Source organism: Sphaerisporangium sp. NPDC049003 (assembly GCF_043197795.1).
In the GTDB taxonomy this organism is placed as follows: domain Bacteria; phylum Actinomycetota; class Actinomycetes; order Streptosporangiales; family Streptosporangiaceae; genus Sphaerisporangium.
The window spans coordinates 307,750-329,223 of record NZ_JBICTU010000001.1; the positions used below are offsets into that span (position 1 = coordinate 307,750).

The following is a 21,474-nucleotide window of genomic DNA, read 5'->3' on the forward strand; positions in this document are numbered from 1 at the left end:
GTCGAGGCGCGGTTCATCGGGGTCCCGCGACGAAGGCGGTGGCGATGCCACAGGCCAGGGTCAGCGCGGCGACGGCCGCGTGCCGCCACATCGAGCCGAGGTCGCGCGTCGTGTCCTTCGGGGCCGGGGGCAGGCCGTACACCTCGGGCTCGTCGAGCAGCAGGAAGAAGGCGCCGTTGCCGCGCACCCCGTCCTGCGGGTCGTGGCCGTAGAGCCGGGCGTCGGCGACACCGTCCTGCCGCAGTTCCTGGACCCGGGCGGCGGCGCGCGGCAGCAGCTCGTCCAGCGGCCCGTACTGGATGGACTCGGTCGGGCAGGCCTTGGCGCACGCGGGGGTGAGGTCGTCGACCAGCCGGTCGTAGCACATGGTGCACTTGAACACCCGGCCGTCGTCCTCGCGCTTGTCGATCACACCGTACGGGCAGGCGGACACGCAGTAGCCGCAGCCGTTGCAGATGTCCTGCTGCACGACCACGGTGCCGAACTCGGTGCGGAAGAGCGAGCCCGTCGGGCAGACGTCCAGGCAGGCGGCGTCGGTGCAGTGCTTGCACACGTCGGACGCCATCAGCCAGCGCAGGCCGGCGGTGCCCTGGTCACCGGAGTCCGCCGGCTTGCGCTGCTCGATGAAGGCGACGTGCCTCCAGGTGGACGCCGACAGTCGCTCGGTGTTGTCGAAGGACAGCCCGGTGAACTCGAACGGCGGGTCCGCCGGAAGCTGGTTCCACTCCTTGCAGGCCACCTCGCACGCCTTGCATCCGATGCACACGGAGGTGTCGGTGAAGAACCCCATCCGGGGCGGATGCTCGGCGTAGCCGGTCTCCTCCTGGACCTCCGGCAGCCTCGTGGCCACCGGGATCGGGCGCACGGTCATCTCCGGCCCCCACGCGCGTGGGCACGCTGTCGCACAGCCATCTCAGACCTCCTGGTGGGCGGGCTCGGTGATGCCGGCCCGCCGGCGGAACGTCTCCACCAGCCGCGGCAGCCCGGCCCCGCGCGGGCGCCGTCCGGGCTGGATGTCCGCGGTGAACGCCTTGTCCTCCTGGATGTCGGCGTTCGGGTCGAGCACGATGGGCGCCAGCTCGTTCGCCGGGTCGCCGGTGGCGCAGCCGTTCGGCCCGTAGTGGTAGGGCAGGCCGATCTGGTGGACGACCCGGCCGTTCATGCGCAGCGAGGGGATCCGGTCGGTCACCAGGACCTTGGCCTCGATCGCGCCCCGGGCGGTGATGATCGTGGCCCAGCCGCCGTGCTCCAGCATGCGTTCCTCGGCGAGCGACGGCGAGACCTCGCAGAACATCTCAGGCTGGAGCTCGGCGAGGTAGGGCAGCCAGCGGCTCATCCCGCCCGCCGTGAAGTGCTCGGTGAGCCGGTAGGTGGTGACGACGTACGGATAGACCTCGCTGCCCGGCGGGTGGTAGCGGTTGCCCGGACGGTCGTACGTCACCCGCGCCGGGTTGCTCCGGTGCGTGCGGTACAACGGGTTGTCACAGGGGGTGTCCTGCGGCTCGTAGTGCACCGGCAGCGGGCCGTCCATGAGCCCGGCCGGGGCGTACAGCCAGCCCTTGCCGTCGCCCTGCATGATGAACGGGTCGATCCCCGACAGCGCGTCGGTGCCCACGGCGTCGTCCGAGGGCCGGTAGCCGGGCGGGCGGTCCTCGATGAAGTCCGGGATGTCGTGCCCGGTCCACCGGCCCTGGTCCGCGTCCCACCAGACGTACGCCTTGCGCGGGCTCCACGGGTTGCCTTCCGGGTCGGCCGAGGCGCGGTTGTACAGCGTGCGCCGGTTGAGCGGCCAGGCCCAGCCCCACTCGTGCGACACCCAGCTCTGCTCGGTGTGGGGCTTGCGGCGGGCCGCCTGGTTCACCCCGCCTGCGAACACCCCGCAGTAGATCCAGCAGCCGCACGAGGTGGAGCCGTCGGCGCGCAGCTCGGTGTAGGACGACAGCGGGCTCCCGTCCGGGCCGTACCCGTTGATCTCCTGGAGCACGGCCTCGGCGCTCGGCTCCGCGATCTCGCCGTCCACCGGGTAGTCCCAGGTCAGGTCAAGGATCGCGTGGTCGCTCGGATCGGTGGAGCCCGCCAGCCGCTCCCTGATCATGCGCCCGAGGTGGTAGACGAACCACAGGTCGCTGCGGCGGTCGCCGCTCGGCGTGACGGCCTCCTGGTGCCACTGGAGCAGCCGGTTGGTGTTGGTGAACGTCCCGCTCTTCTCGGTGTGCGAGGCCGCCGGGAAGAAGAAGACCTCGGTGGCGATCTGGTCGGTGCGCAGCTCGCCGCTCTGGATCTCCAGGCCGTCCTTCCACCAGGTCGCCGACTCGATGAGGGCGAAGTCGCGCACCACCAGCCATTCGAGGTTGGCCATACCGAGCCGCTGCAGCCCGGTGTTCGCCGATCCGACGGCCGGGTTCTCACCGAACAGGAAGTAGCCCTTGCACACCCCTTCGAGCTGTGCCATGACCGTGTCGTACGTGCTGTGCGAGCCGGTCAGCCGGGGCAGGTGCCCGAAGCAGAAGTCGTTCTCCGCCGTGGCCGCGTCCCCGTAGTACGACTTGAGCAGGCTGACCACGTAGGTACGGGCGTCGGCCCAGAAGCCCTTCTTCGTGCTGATGACGTCGACGAACGTGTCGAGGTTCTCGTCGGTGTGCGCGTACGGCATCGGGATGTAGCCGGGCAGCAGGTTGTACAGGGTCGGGATGTCGCTGGAGCCCTGGATGCTGGCGTGGCCGCGCAGCGCCATGATGCCGCCGCCGGGCCGCCCGATGTTGCCGAGCAGCAACTGCAGGATGCTCGCCGTCCGTATGTACTGCGTGCCGACGGTGTGCTGCGTCCACCCCACGGCGTACGCGAAGGCGCTGGTGCGGTCACGCCCGGAGTTCGAGGTCAGCGCGTCGCAGACCTTCAGGAAGGTCTCGCGCGGGATCCCGCAGGTCTCCTCGACCACCTCCGGGGTGTAGCGCGCGAAGTGCCGCTTGAGTATCTGGTAGACGCAGCGAGGGTGGGTCAGCGTCTCGTCCCGGTCGGGACGCGGGGTCACCGGGGCGCCGCCCGATCCGTGCGCCTCGCTCCTGCCGGGCATGTGGTACTCGTCCAGCCGCAGCCGCCGCCCCGAGACCGCCTGCACCGGGGGCCCCTTGTACCGCCAGGTGCTGACGTCGTACGTGCGCGTCTCGGGGTTCCATCCCGAGAAGACGCCGTCCAGGTCCTCGCTGTCGAGGAATTCGTCGGAGACGATGCACGCGGCGTTGGTGTAGTTGAGGACGTACTCCCGGAAGTCCTTGCCCTCCGTCAGCACGTGGTTGACGATCGCCCCGAGGAACGCGATGTCGGTGCCCGCGCGGATCGGCACGTACAGGTCGGCCATGGCGCTCGTACGGCTGAAGCGGGGGTCCACGTGGATGATCGTGGCGCCGCGCCGCTTGGCCTCCATCACCCACTGGAAGCCGACCGGGTGCGCCTCCGCGAAGTTGGAGCCCTCGATGATGACGCAGTCGGCGTGCTGCAGGTCCTGCATGAACGTGGTCGAGCCGCCCCGGCCGAAGGAGGTGCCGAGACCGGTGACCGTCGAGCTGTGGCAGACCCTGGCCTGGTTCTCCACCTGCACGACGCCGAGCCCGGTCATCAGCTTCTTGATGAGGTAGTTCTCCTCGTTGTCCAGGGTGGCGCCGCCGAGGCTCGCGATGCCCATGGTCCTAGCCACGCGCCTGCCGTCGCACTCCTCCTGCCAGGTCTCGCGCCGGGTGCGCACCACCCGGTCGGCGACCATCCGCATGGCGGTGTCGAGGTCGAGCTGCTCCCACTCGGTGGCGTACGGCCTGCGGTACAGCACGCCGTGCTCGCGGCCGGGGCCGGTGGTGAGCTGGAGCGTCGCCGAGCCCTTGGGGCAGAGCCTGCCCCGACTGATCGGCGAGTCGGGGTCGCCCTCGATCTGGACGACCTTCTCGTCGCGGACGTAGACGTCCTGCCCGCAGCCCACGGCGCAGTAGGGGCAGACCGACTTCACCACCCGGTCGGCGGTGGCGACGCGGGACCTCAGCGCGTCGGTCTTCCGTGACCTGACCGCCGCGCCCAGCCCGCACGGGTCGGGGCCGGTGAGCTGCCGAAGCACCGGCCACCGACCCAGGAAACCGCTGATCCCCATTTCGCCCCCCGCCCGCACCAACTCGGCGAATCAACACCGTTGCCGTCGGGGGGCACACCGCGCTTTCTGCCCGTTCCTTCCCCCGCCCTGAAGGACTCCAACCTCCCGGCGGGGGGCGCGGGCTCCGGTGCTCAGCTCGCGTCGACGGACTTGCCGGTCAGCGGCTCGGTGCCGTTCAGGCTGGGCGGCGTCGCGCCGGACAGCAACGAGCGGGCGAGACCGAGCCCGGTGCCTCCGAGCGTGAGCGCCTTGGCGAGCAGCTCCTCGACGCCCTGGGCGCCGTTCAGGACCACCATGTGGTCGATGTTGCCGAACGCCTTGGAGCCGGCCTCGACGATCGCCGGCCAGTTCTCGGCGAGCTGCTGGGCGATGACCGCCTCCTGGTTCTCGGCCAGCGCCTGAGCGCGGGCCCTGATCGCCTCGGCCTCCGCCAGGCCCTTGGCCTTCGCCGCCTCCGCCTCGGCCAGACCCTTGGCCTTCGCCGCCTCGGCCTCCGCGAGGCCGCGTGCCTGTGCCGCCGCCGCCTCGCCCTCACCCGTGGCGCGGGAGGCCGCGCCGGCCGCCTCGGCGCGCAGCCGCACGGACTCGGCCTCCGCCGCCGCGGCCTGCTTGACCTGGGACGCCTGGGCGACGGCGCGAAGCTCGGTCTCCTTGGCCTCGGCCTCCGCCTGCGCGATGCGGGCGTCGCGCTCGGCCTGCGACAGCGTCACCGTCTCGTACGCCCGTGCGTCTGCCGGCTTGCGCACCTGGGACTGCAGCCGCTGCTCCGCGAGCTGGGCCTCCAGCTCGGCGGCGCGGGTCTCCTGGACGACGACCTCCTGGCGGGCGGTCGCCTCGGACAGCGGGCCGGCCTGGCGCGACTTGGCCGCGGCCTGGTCGATCTCCGCCTGGTATCCGGCCTGCTGGATCTGCGACTCGCGGACGGCCCCGGCCTTCTTGGCGGCGGCGACCTGCTCGGCCTCGGTGGCCTCCTGGTCGCGCTGCGCCTCGGCGATGCGGGCGGAGGCGGCGACCCTGGCGGCGTGCGGCTTGCCGAGGTTGAGGATGTACCCCGTCTCGTCGTCGATCTCCTGGATCTGGAGGGAGTCGACCACCAGGCCGAGCTTGCTCATCTCGTCGGCGGCGCTGCTGCGGGTCTCGCCGGTCAGCCGCTCGCGGTTGAGGATGAGGTCCTCGACGGTCAGGTTGCCGATGATCGAGCGCAGGTGGCCGGTGAACAGCTCGTGGATCGCGCCGTTCATGCTGTCCTGCTGGTCGAGGAAGCGGCGGGCGGCGTTGGCGATCGAGACGAAGTCGTCGCCGACCTTGTAGATGATCACGCCGCGCACCTGGACGGGGATCCCCTGCTGGGTCACGCAGTTGACCTGGAGGTTGGTGGCCCGGCTGTCGAGCCGCAACCGCCGCGCCGTCTGGAACCCGGGCAGCACGGCCGCGCCCTTGCCCGTGATGATCTTGAATCCCAGGCTGTCCGCCAGCTCGTTCTTGGTGTGCGCCCCGAGTCCGGAGATGATCAGCGCCTCGTTGGGCTCGGCGATCCGCCAGACGGCTTTGAACACGAGGATGACGACGACGAGCAGGAAGACGACACCGCCGGCCCAGAGGGCCAGCTCCGTGGTGGTCATGGAGACCTCCGAAAATGAGAGGGAGAGGAGATTCAGACGATCGCGCGTGCCACGTAGACCGTGCGCGGCGGCGAATAATCGACGACGACGATGATGGTCCCCACCGGGATCTCTTCGTCGGGAAGCGTCGGATGCGCGTAGAAGGCCTCAACGCCCCCGCGTATCGGCACCATCACCTCACCCACAAGGCCCGGCCCTATCTTGCCGGTGACCCTGCCCTGCCTGCCGACCACCCGTAAACACCCCGTCGTCGTACATCGACCGTGAACGCGAACGTTACTCCGTTTGCCCCGTTACATCATCAGCAGGCGGAGGGCTGAACAGCACTTCGCCGCGATGTCGGAACGCGCGCGTTTCGTCTTCATCTCGCCAACGACCGGCGTGATCATCGCGTTCCCACCAATAACGAATCGGTGCTGACAATCAGGATGTCCCGCGTGCGGCCGGCGCAATAAATGCCAAAAGAGTTGGCCCGCGCTCCGCGACACGCTCCTTTTTCCGCTCCTCCCGGCTGATGATCGCGGAATGATGGCTCATTTCCCGCTTGGCGGAGACTTTCCGGGAAGACGAGCACACGAGCCCGGGGGAAACGACTCCGGGCCTCCTCCCCCACCCGACGACGTACGGCGGGGACCCGATGACGTACGGCGGGGACCCGATGACGTACGGCGGGGACGCGGGCTCGGGATGGACCGTGAGATCAGCCGCAGGGACTTCTTCGACGGGGTGGCGGCGGTGGCCGCGTGCGCGGCGTTCGGCTCCCGCACGCGACACGGCGCAGCCGCCGTCGCCGGGCACGCCGCCGGCTCCCTGGCCCGGAGCGCCCACGGCCGGAGCCACGTGGGAAGGCTCCCCGCCCGTTCCATGGGACTCCAGGGCGACACGCCGGACGCCCTCGGCGTGGCCCACGCCCTGCGCGACGGCAGGTTCTGGGAGCGGGCGGGCACGCCGGAGCCCACCAGGGAGAGCTACGACCTGGTCGTGGTCGGCGCGGGAATCAGCGGCGTCACCGCCGCCTACACCTGGACACAGCGCGACCCTCGCGCGCGAGTGCTCGTCCTGGACAACCACGACGACGTCGGCGGCCACGCGCGCCGCAACGAGTTCCAGCCCGCGGGGCGCGTCGGACCGCTGGTCGGGCACGGCGGCTCGCGCTCGTTGTACGCGCCCTCGGCGTGGTCGCCCGACGGCAAGGACCTGCTCGCCGGCCTCGGGGTGGAGTCGCGCGGGCGCCTCGACCCGGACCTCTACCCGGGCCTGCTGATGCACGACGGCGTCTTCTGCGACAGGGAGAGCTTCGGGGCCGACAAGCTCGTGGTGCTCAACCCGGGCAAGACGACCGCGCAGTGGGTCGCGGAGCTGCCGATCGCGGTCCAGGCCAGGAAGGACCTGGTCATGCTGTTCGACGATCCGCCCGACTGGTTTCCCGGCCTGCCGGACGAGAAGAAGAAGGAACGGCTGGCCGGGCTGACGTACGCGGGCTTCCTCCGCGACGTCTGCCGCGTACACCCCGACGCCGTGAGGTTCTGCCAGACGATGCCGAACACCACCTGGGCCTACGGTTCGGACGCGCTGGGCGCCATCGACGCGTGGGCGGGGGCGGACCGCTTCACCTATCCCGGCTTCGCGGGGCTGAAGCTGGACGGCACCAGGCCGTCGGCGTACAACTCCCCGAGGGTGACCAGGAACTGGGCGGCCGAGGACGCCGACGTCTACTGCTTCCCGGAGGGCAACCAGGCCCTGGTCCGCATGATGATCGCACGCATGGTTCCCGGGTTCGCGAAGGCGGCCTCGATGGAGGAGATCACCACCACGTCCTTCGACTACGGCAGCCTCGACCGTCCCGCGAACCGTGTACGGCTGCGCCTGTCGAGCACGGTGGTGCTCGTGCGCAACGACGGCCCGGCCGACACGGCGGCGACGGCGACCGTGGGCTACTTCGACGGCCACAGGGTCAGGACCGTACGGGCGGGCGCGGTGGTCATGGCCTGCTGGAACATGGTGATCCCCCATCTCGTCCGCGACCTGCCGCCCGAGCAGAAGGAGGCCCTGCGTCAGGCGGTGAAGCTACCGCTGGTGTCCGCGACGGCGCAGCTTCGCGACTGGCACGCCTTCAGGGAGGCGGGGATCCGCCGCGCCCGCTTCACCGGGGCGTACTGGGTCACCGCCGAGCTGGCCCCCCCGGTCAGCGTCGGCTCCTACCGCTGCCCGAGGAGCCCGGACGAGCCGATCAACGTCCACCTGGTCCACACCGCCGCCACGCCGGGGATGGCGCCGAGGGACGCGGCGGTGGCGGGGCGCCGCGCGCTGTTCGGCACGCCGTACGGCACGCTGGAGTACAGCGTCAGGGAACAGCTCACCCGGCTGCTCGGCCCCTGGGGCTTCGACCCCGCACGCGACATCGAGGGGCTCACCGTCAACCGCTGGGGCCACGGGTACGCCCCCGAGTACGCGCGGCCGTGGGACGCGTTCTACCCGGACGGGCCCTTCCCCGCCGACACCGCCCGGCGGCGCTTCGGGCGCATCGCGATCGCCAACTCCGACTCGGTGCCGGGAGCGGACGCCGACGCCGCCGTCAGCGCCGCGTACAGGGCCGTACGGGAGCTGGTCAGTGTGAGGACCGAGGACGGCGGATCATCGTGAAGGCCCACGAGGTGTCGGGCTCCACGGCCCAGCGGGTGAGGCGGCGCACGGGCGGCGTGCACAGCACGGTGGCGAGCGCGACGCCGAAGGCCGCGACCAGGGCGACGCCCCACGGTGTGGCCAGCCCGTCGTCGTACCTCTCCATGACCTTCACCACCAGGCCGTGCAGCAGGTAGGCGTACATCGTGGCCGTGCCGAGCCCGGAGAACCACGTGGGGCGCGAGGGCGTGACGGCGAGGAACGCGGCCACCAGCAGCGCGCCGGCCGACAGCATCCCGAGCCTGATCAGGGTCCCGGCGAGGTCGCCCACGCCGATCCTGTCGTTGCTGTGCCGCCACCGGATCCACTCGGTCGCGATGTCGGTGTGGAAGGCCAGCGCGGCGGCGAGGCCGGTGAGCAGGACGAAGGCGCCGAGCATCCGTACCGGGGGGCGCTTGAGGAAGTCCAGGTGCTCGGGGCGGAGCATCAGGCCGAGCACGTAGAAGGGCAGCAGGCCGAGCGTTCGGTTCATCGACAGCTCGTCGGGGAGCTCGCTCATGCCGGAGAGCAGCGACAATATCACCGCGACGGCCAGCGGCCAGCGGAGTTGCTGCCACACCGGGGTCGACAGCCGCCACATGAACAGTGACATGAGGAACCAGGTGAGGTAGTACGGGTCGAGCAGGCTGATGTCCAGCTTCCCGTACAGGATGAGGCGCGGCAGGGAGTACACCAGCTCGAAGATCACGTACGGCACGGCGAGGCCGCTGATCAACTTCCTCGCCTTACCCGCTGAGAAAGTGAAATTTCGTGATAAATAGCCGCTCAGGGTGATGAAAAGCGGCATGTGAAACAGGTAGCCGTAGAAGTAGAGCGCGTGCGCGACCGGCACGTCCCGGAGGTCCTCGATGAGGTGCCCCGTCACCACCAGGATGATCGCCAGGAACTTGGCGTTGTCCAGGTACGGATCGCGAGCGGCGGGGGTTGCGGCGATGCCGGAGGGGGCGGCGGTGGCGGCGGTCACAGCCCACGAACCCTAGCGAGACTGCCTGGGAACCAGGCGAACGACGGATGGCCCCTCGGCGAACAGCCGCCAACGGACGGCGCGGGGTCAGGTGATCTCGCCGGCGGAGAGCCCGGTGACGGCGAGGCTCGCGCCCCAGAGCGCGGCGGCGAGGCCGGGGTCGGTCATGCGCCTGCCGGCCGACGCCGGGGCGCTCCTCACGAAGTAGCGCCCGCTGTGCTTGGTGCCGTCGTGAGAGGTCGCCAGGTGGACCAGCGTGCTCGCGCCACGCTCGGGCGACTGGGCGACTCCGGGGATGATCATGAGGAGCTTCATGTAGAGGCTGTCGGGGGCGAAGCCCGTCCTGATGATTCCGGGGTGGAAGCACGTGGCGGCCACACCACGCCTGGCCAGCGCGACCGTCAACAGCGCGTTCGCCTGCTTGGTGTCGCCGTACTGCAGCCAGCCGCTCCAGCGCCTGCCCGAACGGTCGAGGTCGGCGGGGTCGAGACGGCCGGTCCTCGCGGCGGCCGAGCACGTGGTGACCACCCTGCCTCCGGAGGCGGTGACGCGGTCGAGCAGGAGGTTGGTCAGCAGGAAAGGCGACAGATGGTTGACCTGGATCATGATCTCGTGGCCGTCGCGCGTCAGCTGCCTGTTCGTCGACATGACCCCGGCGTTGTTGGCGAGCACGTCGATGCGCTCGTACCGGTCGAGCAGGTCGGCGGCGAGCCTTGTGACGTCCTCGAACGAGGTGAAATCGGCTATGGCGACGTCGGGCCGGCGGCCCGAGACGCTCGCGACGCGACCGGCGACGGCGTCCAGTTTGGCGCGGGAGCGACCGACCAGGACCACGTCGTGCCCGGCTCGGGCCAGTCCCTCGGCGGCAGCGGCACCAATGCCCGCACTGGCCCCAGTAATCACAGTAATCATCTGTCCTCCAGTACGCCGGAAGCCTATCGGTGCTAGCCTTCTGTGGATCTTCCGGAGGCGCATTTCCCCCTAAATGCGGCTAGAGCCTCCGAGCGATGCAGGAGTGACCATGGGTTCTGGAAAGCGGTCCATCCGCTTCAAGATCTTTTCCTTACTACTCCTCCCTCTGCTGTCGCTCAGTGCTTTGTGGGGCTTTGTCCTTAACCTCACGATCGGTGATGGCATCTCGCTCCTGACGGCGAACACGGTCTACCAGGGCATCGGGGTCACCTCAACCGATCTGGGCCTCCAGATTCAGGCCGAGCGCGCGTTGTCCGCCGGCACCCTCAGCTCGCGGTCCAGCGACCAGAACCGGCTCGCCACCCAGCGCCACGCCACCGACAAGTCGCTCTCGGAATTCCGCGCCGCCGGCGCCGAAGTGCAGTCCTCGCTCAGCGACGCGATGAAGGTCTCGCTCACGTCCCTGCTCAACGAACTGCAGCACCTGCCCAGCATCCGGGCCAACGTGGACACCGCGCAGTCCAGCCGGCTGGAGACCACCCAGTCCTACAACCGGATCATGGACGCCCTCTTCCGCGTGTTCGACCGCATGGTCTCGGTGCCCGACCTGGCGATCTTCGAACAGGCCGGGGCGATGCAGGGCATGGGCAACGGCTACGAGATCATCGCCCGCGAGAACGCGCTGATCAGCGGGGCGATCATCACGGGCGGTCTCTCCGACGCCGAGTACATCGCCTTCTCAGAATGGGCCGCCAACCGGCGCTTCCAGTACGCCAAGGGCATGGCCTCGCTGGACCAGGAGCTGCGCAAGCCGTACGAGGAGGTCTTCGCCTCCCCGACCTTCAAGCGCTTCACCAGCATGGAGCAGGATCTGATCGGCAAGGCCCGCGCCGGCGGCCCCCTGCCCAGCTCGCTCGCCAGGTGGCGGCCGATCATCGACAACCTCTCGGCCATGCTCGACCAGGTCAACGCGAAGGCATCCCTCACGCTCGCCGAGCGCGCCAAGAGCGTCGCCACCGGCATCCTGGTCCGCATCGGGCTCGCTGGCGGGCTCGGCCTCGTCGCGGTCGTCGCGTCGATCATCATCTCGGTGCGATTCGGCCGTCGTCTCGTACGGGAGCTGGCCGACCTGCGCAACTCCGCCCGCGAGCTCGCCGACGTGCGGCTCCCGGGGGTCGTCAAGCGGCTGCGCGTGGGCGAGGAGGTCGACGTCGACACCGAGGCCCCGCCGATCACCGGGGGCGACTCGGCCGAGGTCGCGGACGTGGCGCAGGCGTTCAGCTCCGTGCAGCGCACCGCCGTGGAGGCGGCCGTGGGGCAGTCGAACCTGCGCAGGGGCGTCAGCCAGGTCTTCCTCAACCTCGCCCGCCGTAAGCAGGGCCTGCTGCACCGCCAGCTCACCCTGCTCGACGCCATGCAGCGTCGCGCCAGAGAGCCCGAGGCGCTGGATGACCTCTTCCAGCTCGACCATCTCACCACCCGGATGCGCCGGCACGCGGAGAGCCTGATCATCCTGTCCGGGGCCGCCCCGGGCCGGGCCTGGCGCAAGCCGGTGCCCGTCCTCGACATCGTGCGCGCCGCAGTGGCGGAGGTGGAGGACTACACCCGGGTCAATGTGCTTCCGCTGCCGAACGCCTACCTCAGCGGGACGGCGGTCGCGGACCTCATCCACCTCATCGCCGAGCTGATAGAGAACGCGACGATGTTCTCTCCGCCGCAGACGCGCGTGCAGGTCCGCGGCGACTCTGTGGCCAACGGCTTCGTGGTCGAGATCGAGGACCGGGGTCTCGGCCTGACCCCGCAGGAGTACGCCGCGATCAACGACCGGCTTACCAACCCCCCGGAGTTCGACCTGGCGGACAGCGACAGGCTCGGCCTGTTCGTCGTCGGGCGGCTCGCCGCGCGCAACGGCGTCAGCGTGGTCCTGCGCGCGTCGCCGTACGGGGGCACGACCGCCATCGCGCTCATCCCGAAGGAACTGGTGACCGACGACGGCTCGCCGAGCCCCATCCCGGGCTCTCTGGCCGAGACCGGCCCGCAGCCCGCCCGGGACTCGCTCACCGGCAGGATGACGCGTCAGCCTCCGGCGCTCGCCGCCGGCCCCGCCGTCGAGTCGTCGCTGTTCTTCACCCCCCCGAACGAGCGGTCCCCCGAGTCGACCCCCTCGCTCAGCGTCGTGCCGAGCATCGCCGACACCGGCCCGATCGACGCTTCCGGCATGGGCGACAGGGGAAGGCCGCTGGCCGACCCCGAGAATCCCCCTTCATTGCCGACGCGCACCTCCACGTCCAAGGGCACCCACAGGGGACTGCCGCGCCGGGTGCGCCAGGCGAACATGGCCCCGCAGCTCCGGGAGAGCACCGGCCCCCTCGCCGCCCCCACGCCCCCTGCCGGGTCCGAGATCGGACGACCCAGTCTTTCCGGGCATAACGAGCGATCTCCGGACGAGGCTCGTGCTATGTTCTCCGCCTTCCAGCAAGGAGGACGCCGAGGACGCGCCGAAGCCGACCAGGATCCGCCGGATGTCGGGCCGGGGACGGATGCCCGGCCGAACGAGCGCGTGAGCAGGCGCGACGACGAGAATGCCCTCCAGGGGCGGGCATCCGAGAGCTCTGAAGGAGCCATTGCGCGCCCGAGCGAGCGTGACCAAAAGCATGAGCTGCGCAACCATAGTGAGGGTTACGTACATCAGACGACTGGCGAGAAGGGTGACGAATGACCGGCAAAGTGTCGTCTAACGGCGAACTCAACTGGCTCCTCGACGATCTCATCAGCAGGGTCGCCGCCGTACGCCAGGCGGTCATCCTCTCCACCGATGGCCTCGTCGTCGGGGCCTCCAAGGGCTTCAGCAGAGAGGACGCGGAACACCTGTCCGCGGTGGCCTCCGGCTTCCAGAGCCTCGCCCGCGGCGCGGGACGCCACTTCGGCGGCGGCGAGGTGCGTCAGACGATCGTCGAGATGGAGTCCGCGTTCCTGTTCGTGACGGCGGCCGGCACCGGCACCTGCCTCGCCGTGCTGAGCAGCTCGGACGCCGACGTGGGCCACATCGCCTACGAGATGGCGATGCTGGTCAAGCGCGTCGGCCAGCACATCTCCACCAACCCCCGGCGGACGTTGTCATGACGACGCGTGGCGAGCAGTGGCTCGACGAGGAGGCCGGGCCGATCGTACGGCCCTATGCGCTTATCCGTGGCCGTACGCGGTCATCGGGTGACAACCTGGACCTGATCGCTATGGTCACGGCGACCGGGTCTCCGTACACTGGCGAGGCCGGTCTCGGCCCCGAGGAGCAACGCATCCTTGAGCTGGCCGACCGGCCGATGTCGGTCGCGGACATCGCCTCCGAGATCGACCTGCCGCTCGGCGTGGTCCGCGTTCTCCTCGGTGATCTCCAAGACCAGGGCATGATCAGCGTACGGGCTCCCGCCCAGGCGGGACCGCGCCCAAACGAGCGCATTCTCAAGGAAGTGATCAATGGCCTACGAGCCCTCTGAGGAGCCCGTCGCCCTCAAGATCCTGGTGGCGGGCGGCTTCGGCGTGGGGAAGACCACGCTGGTCGGAGCGATCAGCGAGATCCGGCCCCTGCGCACCGAAGAGGTCCTCTCCGACCGAGGCATCGGCGTCGACGACATCGACGGCGTGGAGGGTAAGACGACCACCACGGTGGCCATGGACTTCGGGCGGATCACCATCCGTGAGGGTCTCGTGGTCTACCTGTTCGGCACGCCGGGCCAGGAGCGCTTCTGGTTCATGTGGGACGAACTGTCCTACGGCGCGCTGGGCGCGGTCGTCCTCGCCGACACGCGTCGCCTCACCGACTGCTTCCCCTCCATCGACTACTTCGAGCAGCGCGGAACGCCTTTCATCGTCGCGGTCAACTGCTTCGACGGGGCCGACAAGCACGAGGCCGAGGACGTGCGCATCGCGCTGGACCTCGACCCGGACATCCCGGTCATCCTCTGCGACGTCCGCCGCCGCGCCTCCGCCAAGGTAGTCCTGGTGACCCTGGTCGAACACGCCCTCCGCACCCTCACCCCAGCCGCCGGATAGGAGCCCACCCCGCGCGCCCCGGCATGGACGCCTGCCCGGCGTCCACGGCTGGACCCCTCATAGACCCCCGCCCGAGGAGCTCACCGAGCGTCCGAGGTGACCTCCTCACAGAATGGCGGCATCCGGCGGCCGAAGCCATTCGGCCCTCCCGTGACCCAGTGCCATGGTGAGCCGTGTGCTGCCCACCCAGGCCGTGCGCCGGAACGGCGTCCAGGGAAGGGTACGGCCCAGTCTCGACCAGGGAGCTCACGGGGAGTGCGCGGGGCCGACAAGCGCAGGAAGTGGATCGAAGCCCAGCGGAACCGGCTCAGGATGCAGACGGATACCGGTCTCGGTATGCACCGCAGCCGCCAGGGTACGCAGGGCAGCGGAAGGCCGAAGCAGTGGCACCCTCGTGAGCGGTGAGGGTCAGGGTCCGTTGCGTGGAACAGTGCACCCCGGGGGCGAGTTGGCATCCCGGGCTATATCCCGCCTGCCCAAGGAGCCATCCCGCGCTGGCACGCTGGATACGGTGCTGGTCGCGCGTCATGGGGCCGCCCGCGGTAAGGATCGCCTTTGCCTGAGAGGCGCTGACGGGCGGGTTGAGGAAGACCGAGCCCGCTTGCCGTGCATCGGGGCCGGATTCCGGGAGGATGAGGCCGCGGGCGTACCGGTCGGTGAGAACGGCTTCAGCCGCCTCGGCCAGTGGGGGCCGGACGCCAAGAGAGAGGCCGAGCTCTTCGGCCAGGTGCCGATAGCCCAAAGGGGCAGCGAACGTGCTGCGCCGCAACCGCAGGGTAACAGCGAGGATCGTCCATCGCCCGGGGTGCGTCTTGAAGACGCTCGTGCGATAGCCGAATCCGCAGGCAGGGGACGGGAGCCGGACAATGGTGCCCGACTGCCAGTCATAGGCAGTGATCTGCGTGAGGACATCGGATATCTGCTGCCCGTAAGCGCCAGTGTTCTGTACGGGCGCAGCGCCTGCGGTGCCAGGAATTCCGCCAAGGTATTCAATGCCCGACAGGCCCTCGGCTACCGAGTAGCCCACCAGTTCGGATAGCGGCTCGCCCGCTTGGGCGGTGATCTCCACATCGCAGGCGGCGACTGAGTTGGCGGTGACACCGCGGGTCGCCATGAGGATCACCGGGTAAGCGGGTCCGGCATCGCTGGCGAGGGTGTTACTGCCGCCGCCGAGCACATGCGGCCGCATGGACTCACGGTGAACGGTGTGGGCGAGATCGGGCCAGGCTGCGGGGTCTGTGTGGATGAGCAGCGCCTGGGCGGGGCCACCGAGGTGCAGCGTGGTGTGCTGGGCCAGCAAACTCATCTAGGGATCCTGTCGAGGTCAATCGGTAGAGATCGTCTTGAGGGCGAGCGCTCGCAGCGGAGCGATCCGGGTTCGAGCGCTCCCGTGATAGACGGCGTTGGTACAGATGACCAGGTAACGGCCGGTCTCAGGGGCCAGGTAGAGACTCGTGCCAGTGAAGCCGTGATGGTAGGCGATGCGGCCACCGAAGGCGAGAATCCACGACAGCCCTCGCTCAAGCCCCGGCTCGATAAGGGCCTGCGGGACAAAGCTGTACCGCAGCCATTCGCCAAGGTCGGACGCGTCGATGGTCTGCGCCGTCAGAAGCCGCTCAGCGTAGGTGGCCAGGTCCGCGCCGCTGGAGAAGACGCCGGCGTGCCCAGCGACACCACCCATCAGCGCGGCATTGTCGTCGTGTGCGGTGCCCCAGATACGCGGGATACCGGGGATGCGTTGCTCGGTCGGGGCGACCTGTGGCGTTCGGGTGACAGGCCCGTACGTTGTGGATGACATCCCGAGGGAGCGCCACAGATCGTCGGCGGACTCTTCCAGTCGACGCCCATGGACGTGCGCCAGGGCCAGGCCGAGCAGGATGTACCCCCGGTTGATATATCGGTGAGTGCCGGGAAGGTCTTCCAACGGTTCGCGGCACATAAGCTCGTGCAGTGGGGCGTCTGCGCCGCGATAAAGGTCCAGGCGGGTGGATGCGCGCAGGCCTGAAGTGTGCGCGAGCAGTTGACGAATGGTCGCCTCGGCGCTCGGCGCCTCCCCGTACATCGGGGGCAGCGCGTCGCGGACGGGCGCGTCAAGGTCGAGCAGCCCCGATGCCAGAGTGGCCCCGACAAGGGGCCAGGTTGCGACGACCTTCGTCAATGAGGCGATGTCGTACGTGGTGTGCTCGGTTGGCGTCAGGTCGCCGAGCTCGGGTGCGACGGTGCCGGCCGCCAGAACGTGCCGGTCCCCGCCGACCGTGCCGCAGACGACAAGGCCGCCGGGAGTCGCGCCAGCGCCGACCACCTCATGCAACGTCTCAGCCAACAGAGCCGTGTCGTCGGTGGTGAAGGGTAGGGGCATCTCTAAACCTCCGCTTCGGTGGTGAGGTCGGCGCCCAGCTCGGCGAGGTTGTCGAACAGCCGGCCGTAACCGCGCCGCAAGTGGTACACCCCCCGGATCGTAGAGGTGCCCTCCGCTGCCAGGGCGGCAATCAGCACTGCACTCGGCCCTGTGCTCGAAGGTGTACGAACGGAGAGACCGCTCGACGTGGACTAAAGCGCGAGCGCCAGGCGCCCGTCGCCCGGCAGGAACCCCAGCCTCGCTTCGCGGTTCGCACCACCCATACAGCCGTACAGTCGCTGACGCCAACCGAATACCAGAGAAGCGTCGCTGCCAGGGCGGGCTCACCTCGACGCGATCATTGTTAGCCGCTCGTCGGCACTTGCGCCAAGCAGCGACGAGTTTCGTTCCACCGGCTACGCCTACGCGCTGTCCGTGCGTCCGGTGGTCATGCAATGTCCAGCCGGTCGTTTGCCCTCCCGTGACCCAGTGCCGTGGTGAGCCGTATGCTGCCCACCCAGGCCATGAACAACCCGGAGCGCCGGAACGGCGGGCGTCGACTGGGATCACGAGCGCTGGAGATCGCTCATGCGCATGTCCGACAGGCCTAAAAGGGCAGCACTGTCATCCTCCGTCAAGCCAGCCTGCCGGAGCCGTGCCGCCATGTCGGAAGCGGTGCGACGAAGATGCGCGCGCTCCTCCTGATAGGAAGCGAGAAGCTCCTGCGGAACGCCAGATATCTCGTACACATACTCAACCGAAATCGGGACATCCTCGGGCAGATCAAGAACGAAGTGCTTCACCGACTCGACCTCCTCGAAGAGCTCCGCAAGCGTGCGGCCGGTTACCCCGGACCGGATGGGAGCATCGAGAGGGTCGGCGGCCCAGACCACGATCTTCGTATCTAGCGTCTCCTCAAGAGTGACGCGAAACTTCAGGTGACGAGTGATCGGCACAGTCATCGCAGCCAGCCCTATCCGAACACGTGCTCCAGGTCGCGTTCGAGGTTGATGAGCACTGTTGGCCGTAGATCGCGAACGGGCACAGTGGCCCGGCCCACCACGATCTGAGCCCGGTCGTAGAGCAGGCGAACGGACCGGTCTCCGCCCACTCGACCTTGTCCGTTGATCCACCATTGCGGTTGGGTGTTTAGTCAATAAATGGCACTCTTCAGGGGCAACTGGTCAGTCAAGCTCGCCCCTCTTCAGGCTACCGATGAATGCCTGCCATTCCCTACCCGTCATGCGCAGGATCGGTCCGTGCGGATTCTTGGAATCGCGAAGAAGCCACCCTCCGCCAGGCAGGACCGCAACCTCAACACAGTTGTCGTTCGAGGTGCTATAAACGCTCTTGCGCCAGGCGAGCGGAGGGCTTTGATCCACGATTCTTCCTCTATTGTTGATGAAGTCTCCTGTGACTTTCCGACAGGTGTCTCACTGATTCATCCGGCGACAACGCCGATGCTTGTGCCTGGCTGTAGATGAGGGTATATCGCCGGATCTCCTCGGGAGTCTCCAGCCAGAGACTGTCGGTCAGCGTCGCCAGATGGACCAGACTCGGGTCGTCAGGGGATGGGAAGTCCAGGATAACGAAAGGTCCGTCCAAGGCTGGATGTGCCCCTACGGAGTTTGGCAGCACCTGAACGGTGATGTTGGGTCGGCCGGCCATCTCCACAAGGTGCTGTATCTGGTCCCGCATGACATCAGGACCCCCGATCATCTTAAGAAGCGCCGCCTCGTCGATGACCGCGACCAGCGTGGGCGGGTCTTGCCGCTTGAGGATCTCCTGACGCGCAAGTCTGGCTTGGACATGCCGTTCGAAGACCGCTTCGTTCAGCACCTGTCCGCCACGAAAGATCGCCATCATGTAGGCCGCAGTCTGGAGAAGGCCGGGAATGACCACGGCCTCGTAGGTCCGGATCATTGAGGCACCGGCTTCGAAGTCGGGCAACGAACTCCTGAAGACGTCCTGATAGTCAGCCCACCAGCCCCGCTGGCGTGACTCACGAGCTAGGGTCAGCAACGCTTCTCGGCGACGCTCGTCTGTTACTCCATAAAGGTCGAGTAGACCTCTGATGTCGTGCGGAGCGGGCCGCTTCCACTCATCACGCTCCATTCGCGTGATCTTGGACGGATCCCAGTCCAGTTGTTTGGCTGCCTCTGCGGCCGTGAGTCCAGATTCGATACGGAGTTGGCGCAGGGCGGCAGACAGCCGCCGCCGTTTGACCGTAGGACTGTTCGACATCACTCTCCCAGCGAAATGAAAACGATGCGATTCACTGCATAGCAGTACGAATCAGACAATTGCACGTAACTTAACTTACGCCTTGCAAGTTAAGGACTGCGCTATCACTATGGTCGCACGGCCCGTCGCAAAGAGTGAACTTCATCGTGACGGTAATACCAGACAGCGTTTAGCTCGGACAGTACGGCGAAACGGTTCCTTGGTCTGTGCTCGGTCGCCTTATGAAGTGCTCCTGAGCCGAACCGAGTACTTAATCCTCACAAGTTGCACCTTTGGCCCATACGTGAATGGGGCTCGTCTTGGCGGTGAAGGCCAGGCAAGTCCCTTGAACGGGACTCAGGAGGTCCGATCCCAATGCGTACCTGTAAGGCCATACGGGTCATCCTGGTGCGTTGGCGGGCGGAGCAGCCGCCGATGCCGCTTGGGTGTCGGTGGTGTGGGCATCCGCCGTACGCGCATGAGGCCGCGAGCCTGCCGCACCGGCCGGGCCACGATTGGGAGCAGCCCACTCCGGCGCAGGTCAATGCCCGGATGAGCGCGCGGCGGCGTCTCGGGTTGGACGGCCGGTGGCCGACGGTGATCCCGGTGCGCCCGCTGCCCATGCGCGAGCCGTACAGCATCCCGTACGAGCGCTACCGCTTCTCGCCGGGATCCCACGTCGGGTTGGCCAGGCGTACGGCGGAGCCCGCGACGGCGGTCGCCGTTCCGTACCGGCGTGGCCGGCCTCCCGGTACTCGAGTCCCACCCGGCGAGCGCGATCCGTACAAGCGAGAGGTCGAACGCCAGCCGTACAGGCGAGAGGTGGCGGCGTGAATGGACGCGATCACAAGACACGGCCAGGTGGACGGCACCGGAAAGGGGCGTCCGCCGAGAAGGCCACCCGGCAGCGATGGGACCTCGCCGAACGGGCCTCCGCTCACCAGTTGGACCTGATGGAACCCGAATGGTCCATCTGGTACGGCGTCGGCACACGGCACTTCTACGCCGCCGCCACCTGGCCCGCACCCCGACCCCTGATCGTGCGGGCCCGTACCGCCGACGAACTACGCGACCTCATCCGCGAGGCAGAACGGACAACCAGCTCAAGCCTCACTGCCGACCGGTTCCGCTCGGCACCCCACCCACCCGCTGACCCATCCCGAGGAGTTTCGATGCCCGGAACGCCGGACGGTCTTCGTACCGTCTGCTGGGACCTCCCCCACGACCTCTCAGTGATCGGCAAGACCCGCGAACTGGTCAACGGCATCCTCACTGCCTGGACGTTCGGCGATCTCGCGGACGATGTGATCCTGGTCGTCAGTGAACTTTTGGCGAACGCGGTCAACTACGGCGACCCACCGATCAGGCTCTCCCTCTGGGCCTCCACCGGGGAGTTGTGCGTCCGAGTCACCGACCATGGGAACGGTCGACCCCGCCACCTCGACCTCGGCATCGACGCGACCCACGGCCGCGGCCTCACCATCGTCGCCGCCCTCGCCCACGACCATGGCATCACCCCGCTCGCCGACGGCCCCGGCAAGACGGTCTGGGCCCGCTGGCGAACCGCCGGTCAGAGCGCCGGCCGCGTGTCCGTCGAGCGGATCTAGTGGGTCACGCCCGCATGCCCAGCAGCGGATCTTGGTGTGGCGCATGTGGACTCGTCCTCGTCCACGTGCGCGAGCAATTCATGGCGGGGAGCATCTGCCGCTGAGGCATGTGTGGGTTTCAGGCTCATGTGGGTCACCTCTAAATGGTTTGCCCGCGGATGGCGCGCATTGGGATGCTCGGCCCTAGCAGGAACCCGGAGAGGAACCGCGAAGTGGCCGTCACCGCGTCCAGCAAGCTGTCCGAGTCCGAGCCGGAAGTCCGCACGGCGGCCGGTGTCCTCCGCGGCGGCCGGGAGGCCGGCCTGGCGGTCTTCCGCGGCATCCCGTTCGCCGAGCCGCCGGTCGGCGACCTGCGTTTCGCCGCGCCGCAGCCGGTGCGCGGCTGGGACGGTGTGCGCCCGGCGGTCTCGTACGGCCCGCCGCCCCCGCAGTCCGGCGTGCTCGGGGCGTCCCAGGACACCGCCGGCGACGACTGGTTGACGGTCAACGTCTGGACACCGGAACCGGATCCGGCGGCAGGGCTCCCGGTGATGGTGTGGATCCCCGGCGGCGCTTACGCCATGGGCGACTCCAGCCTCCCGGAATACGACGCCGGGCACCTGGCCGGGAGCGGAGCCGTGGTCGTGACCCTCAACTACCGTCTCGGTATCGAGGGTTTCGCGCAGATCGACGGGGCCCCGGCCAACCGGGGACTGCTCGACCAGGTCGCGGCCTTGCAGTGGGTGCGGGACAACATCCGGGTGTTCGGCGGCGACCCGGACCGGGTCACGGTCTTCGGGCAGTCGGCGGGCGGCGGGTCGGTCGCCGCGCTGCTCGCCATGCCGCGCGCCGCCGGGTTATTCCGCCGGGCGGTCGCACAGAGCGTCCCGGGGACGTTCTTCTCTCCCGAACTGGCCGCCGACATCGCCGCCGCCTGCGCCGCCGAGCTTGGGGTACGGCCC

Annotated in this window: 19 protein-coding genes and 1 pseudogene; 8 read left to right on the forward strand and 12 right to left on the reverse strand. The window is 68.7% G+C overall.

Going from position 1 to position 21,474, the window contains the following annotated elements; translation table 11 throughout:
• Positions 1-13 precede the first annotated feature (13 nt).
• The 4 genes from ACGFIV_RS01595 to ACGFIV_RS01610 all read right to left on the reverse strand — a co-directional run bounded on the left by ACGFIV_RS01595 (position 14) and on the right by ACGFIV_RS01610 (position 5,990).
• Entirely contained in the window at positions 14-790 is a 777-nt protein-coding gene (locus tag ACGFIV_RS01595) for a 4Fe-4S dicluster domain-containing protein (RefSeq protein WP_392831115.1), read from the reverse strand.
• A gap of 123 nt (positions 791-913) precedes the next feature.
• The gene (gene fdh / locus ACGFIV_RS01600; RefSeq protein ID WP_392831012.1) at positions 914-4,135 is read right to left on the reverse strand and encodes a formate dehydrogenase; all 3,222 of its coding nucleotides are present in this window, start codon (positions 4,133-4,135) and stop codon (positions 914-916) included.
• 131 nt (positions 4,136-4,266) lie between these two features.
• A complete protein-coding gene (locus ACGFIV_RS01605) occupies positions 4,267-5,757 on the reverse strand; it encodes an SPFH domain-containing protein (RefSeq protein ID WP_392831014.1) in 1,491 nt (496 codons plus the stop codon).
• Positions 5,758-5,789: 32 nt separating this feature from the next.
• The gene (locus ACGFIV_RS01610) at positions 5,790-5,990 is read right to left on the reverse strand and encodes a hypothetical protein (RefSeq protein WP_358552933.1); all 201 of its coding nucleotides are present in this window, start codon (positions 5,988-5,990) and stop codon (positions 5,790-5,792) included.
• A 454-nt stretch (positions 5,991-6,444) separates the two neighbouring features.
• On the opposite strand from ACGFIV_RS01610, the gene ACGFIV_RS01615 reads away from it, so the two are divergent.
• The gene (locus ACGFIV_RS01615; RefSeq protein ID WP_358552931.1) at positions 6,445-8,400 is read left to right on the forward strand and encodes an FAD/NAD(P)-binding protein; all 1,956 of its coding nucleotides are present in this window, start codon (positions 6,445-6,447) and stop codon (positions 8,398-8,400) included.
• Here ACGFIV_RS01615 and ACGFIV_RS01620 read toward each other — a convergent pair.
• Positions 8,366-9,403: an acyltransferase family protein gene (locus tag ACGFIV_RS01620; protein ID WP_358552929.1), complete on the reverse strand. Its 1,038-nt coding sequence runs from the start codon at positions 9,401-9,403 to the stop codon at positions 8,366-8,368. The genes ACGFIV_RS01615 and ACGFIV_RS01620 overlap by 35 nt on opposite strands.
• A gap of 87 nt (positions 9,404-9,490) precedes the next feature.
• Positions 9,491-10,315, reverse strand: a complete 825-nt coding sequence (locus ACGFIV_RS01625) for an SDR family NAD(P)-dependent oxidoreductase (RefSeq protein WP_392831019.1) — start codon at positions 10,313-10,315, stop codon at positions 9,491-9,493.
• 109 nt (positions 10,316-10,424) lie between these two features.
• Between ACGFIV_RS01625 and ACGFIV_RS01630 the strand changes: the two genes are divergently transcribed.
• From ACGFIV_RS01630 to ACGFIV_RS01645, 4 genes are read left to right on the forward strand one after another with little or no spacing between them, the layout of a single operon-like run.
• Positions 10,425-13,034, forward strand: a complete 2,610-nt coding sequence (locus ACGFIV_RS01630; protein ID WP_358552925.1) for a nitrate- and nitrite sensing domain-containing protein — start codon at positions 10,425-10,427, stop codon at positions 13,032-13,034.
• On the forward strand, positions 13,031-13,438 hold the full coding sequence (locus ACGFIV_RS01635) for a roadblock/LC7 domain-containing protein (RefSeq protein ID WP_358552923.1): 408 nt from the start codon (positions 13,031-13,033) through the stop codon (positions 13,436-13,438). Before ACGFIV_RS01630 ends, ACGFIV_RS01635 begins: the two co-directional genes overlap by 4 nt.
• Positions 13,435-13,809 (forward strand): DUF742 domain-containing protein, encoded by a 375-nt coding sequence (locus ACGFIV_RS01640; protein WP_358552921.1) that lies wholly within the window; start codon positions 13,435-13,437, stop codon positions 13,807-13,809. Before ACGFIV_RS01635 ends, ACGFIV_RS01640 begins: the two co-directional genes overlap by 4 nt.
• Positions 13,790-14,365, forward strand: coding sequence for an ATP/GTP-binding protein (locus tag ACGFIV_RS01645; protein ID WP_358552919.1), 576 nt, complete (start codon positions 13,790-13,792; stop codon positions 14,363-14,365). The genes ACGFIV_RS01640 and ACGFIV_RS01645 overlap by 20 nt, the downstream gene beginning before the upstream one ends.
• 307 nt (positions 14,366-14,672) lie before the next feature.
• Here ACGFIV_RS01645 and ACGFIV_RS01650 read toward each other — a convergent pair whose 3' ends face one another.
• The 6 genes from ACGFIV_RS01650 to ACGFIV_RS01675 form a co-directional block, all read right to left on the reverse strand.
• The gene (locus ACGFIV_RS01650; RefSeq protein WP_392831025.1) at positions 14,673-15,671 is read right to left on the reverse strand and encodes a UDP-N-acetylmuramate dehydrogenase; all 999 of its coding nucleotides are present in this window, start codon (positions 15,669-15,671) and stop codon (positions 14,673-14,675) included.
• A gap of 18 nt (positions 15,672-15,689) precedes the next feature.
• Entirely contained in the window at positions 15,690-16,724 is a 1,035-nt protein-coding gene (locus ACGFIV_RS01655; protein WP_392831028.1) for a serine hydrolase domain-containing protein, read from the reverse strand.
• A 2-nt stretch (positions 16,725-16,726) separates the two neighbouring features.
• Complete coding sequence (locus ACGFIV_RS01660) at positions 16,727-16,861, reverse strand: hypothetical protein (RefSeq protein ID WP_392831031.1); 135 nt, start codon at positions 16,859-16,861, stop codon at positions 16,727-16,729.
• A gap of 408 nt (positions 16,862-17,269) precedes the next feature.
• A complete protein-coding gene (locus ACGFIV_RS01665) occupies positions 17,270-17,665 on the reverse strand; it encodes a hypothetical protein (protein ID WP_358552914.1) in 396 nt (131 codons plus the stop codon).
• A 222-nt stretch (positions 17,666-17,887) separates the two neighbouring features.
• On the reverse strand, positions 17,888-18,085 hold the full coding sequence (locus ACGFIV_RS01670) for a DUF397 domain-containing protein (protein WP_358552912.1): 198 nt from the start codon (positions 18,083-18,085) through the stop codon (positions 17,888-17,890).
• Between the two features lie 10 nt (positions 18,086-18,095).
• Positions 18,096-18,947, reverse strand: a complete 852-nt coding sequence (locus tag ACGFIV_RS01675) for a helix-turn-helix transcriptional regulator (RefSeq protein WP_358552910.1) — start codon at positions 18,945-18,947, stop codon at positions 18,096-18,098.
• A gap of 531 nt (positions 18,948-19,478) precedes the next feature.
• Between ACGFIV_RS01675 and ACGFIV_RS01680 the strand changes: the two genes are divergently transcribed.
• The 3 genes and pseudogenes from ACGFIV_RS01680 to ACGFIV_RS01690 all read left to right on the forward strand — a co-directional run.
• Positions 19,479-19,760, forward strand: coding sequence for a hypothetical protein (locus ACGFIV_RS01680; RefSeq protein WP_358552908.1), 282 nt, complete (start codon positions 19,479-19,481; stop codon positions 19,758-19,760).
• A 338-nt stretch (positions 19,761-20,098) separates the two neighbouring features.
• Positions 20,099-20,533: an ATP-binding protein gene (locus ACGFIV_RS01685; protein WP_358552906.1), complete on the forward strand. Its 435-nt coding sequence runs from the start codon at positions 20,099-20,101 to the stop codon at positions 20,531-20,533.
• A gap of 173 nt (positions 20,534-20,706) precedes the next feature.
• A pseudogene (locus ACGFIV_RS01690) lies at positions 20,707-21,456 on the forward strand (carboxylesterase family protein); the annotation flags it as partial.
• Positions 21,457-21,474 lie beyond the last annotated feature (18 nt).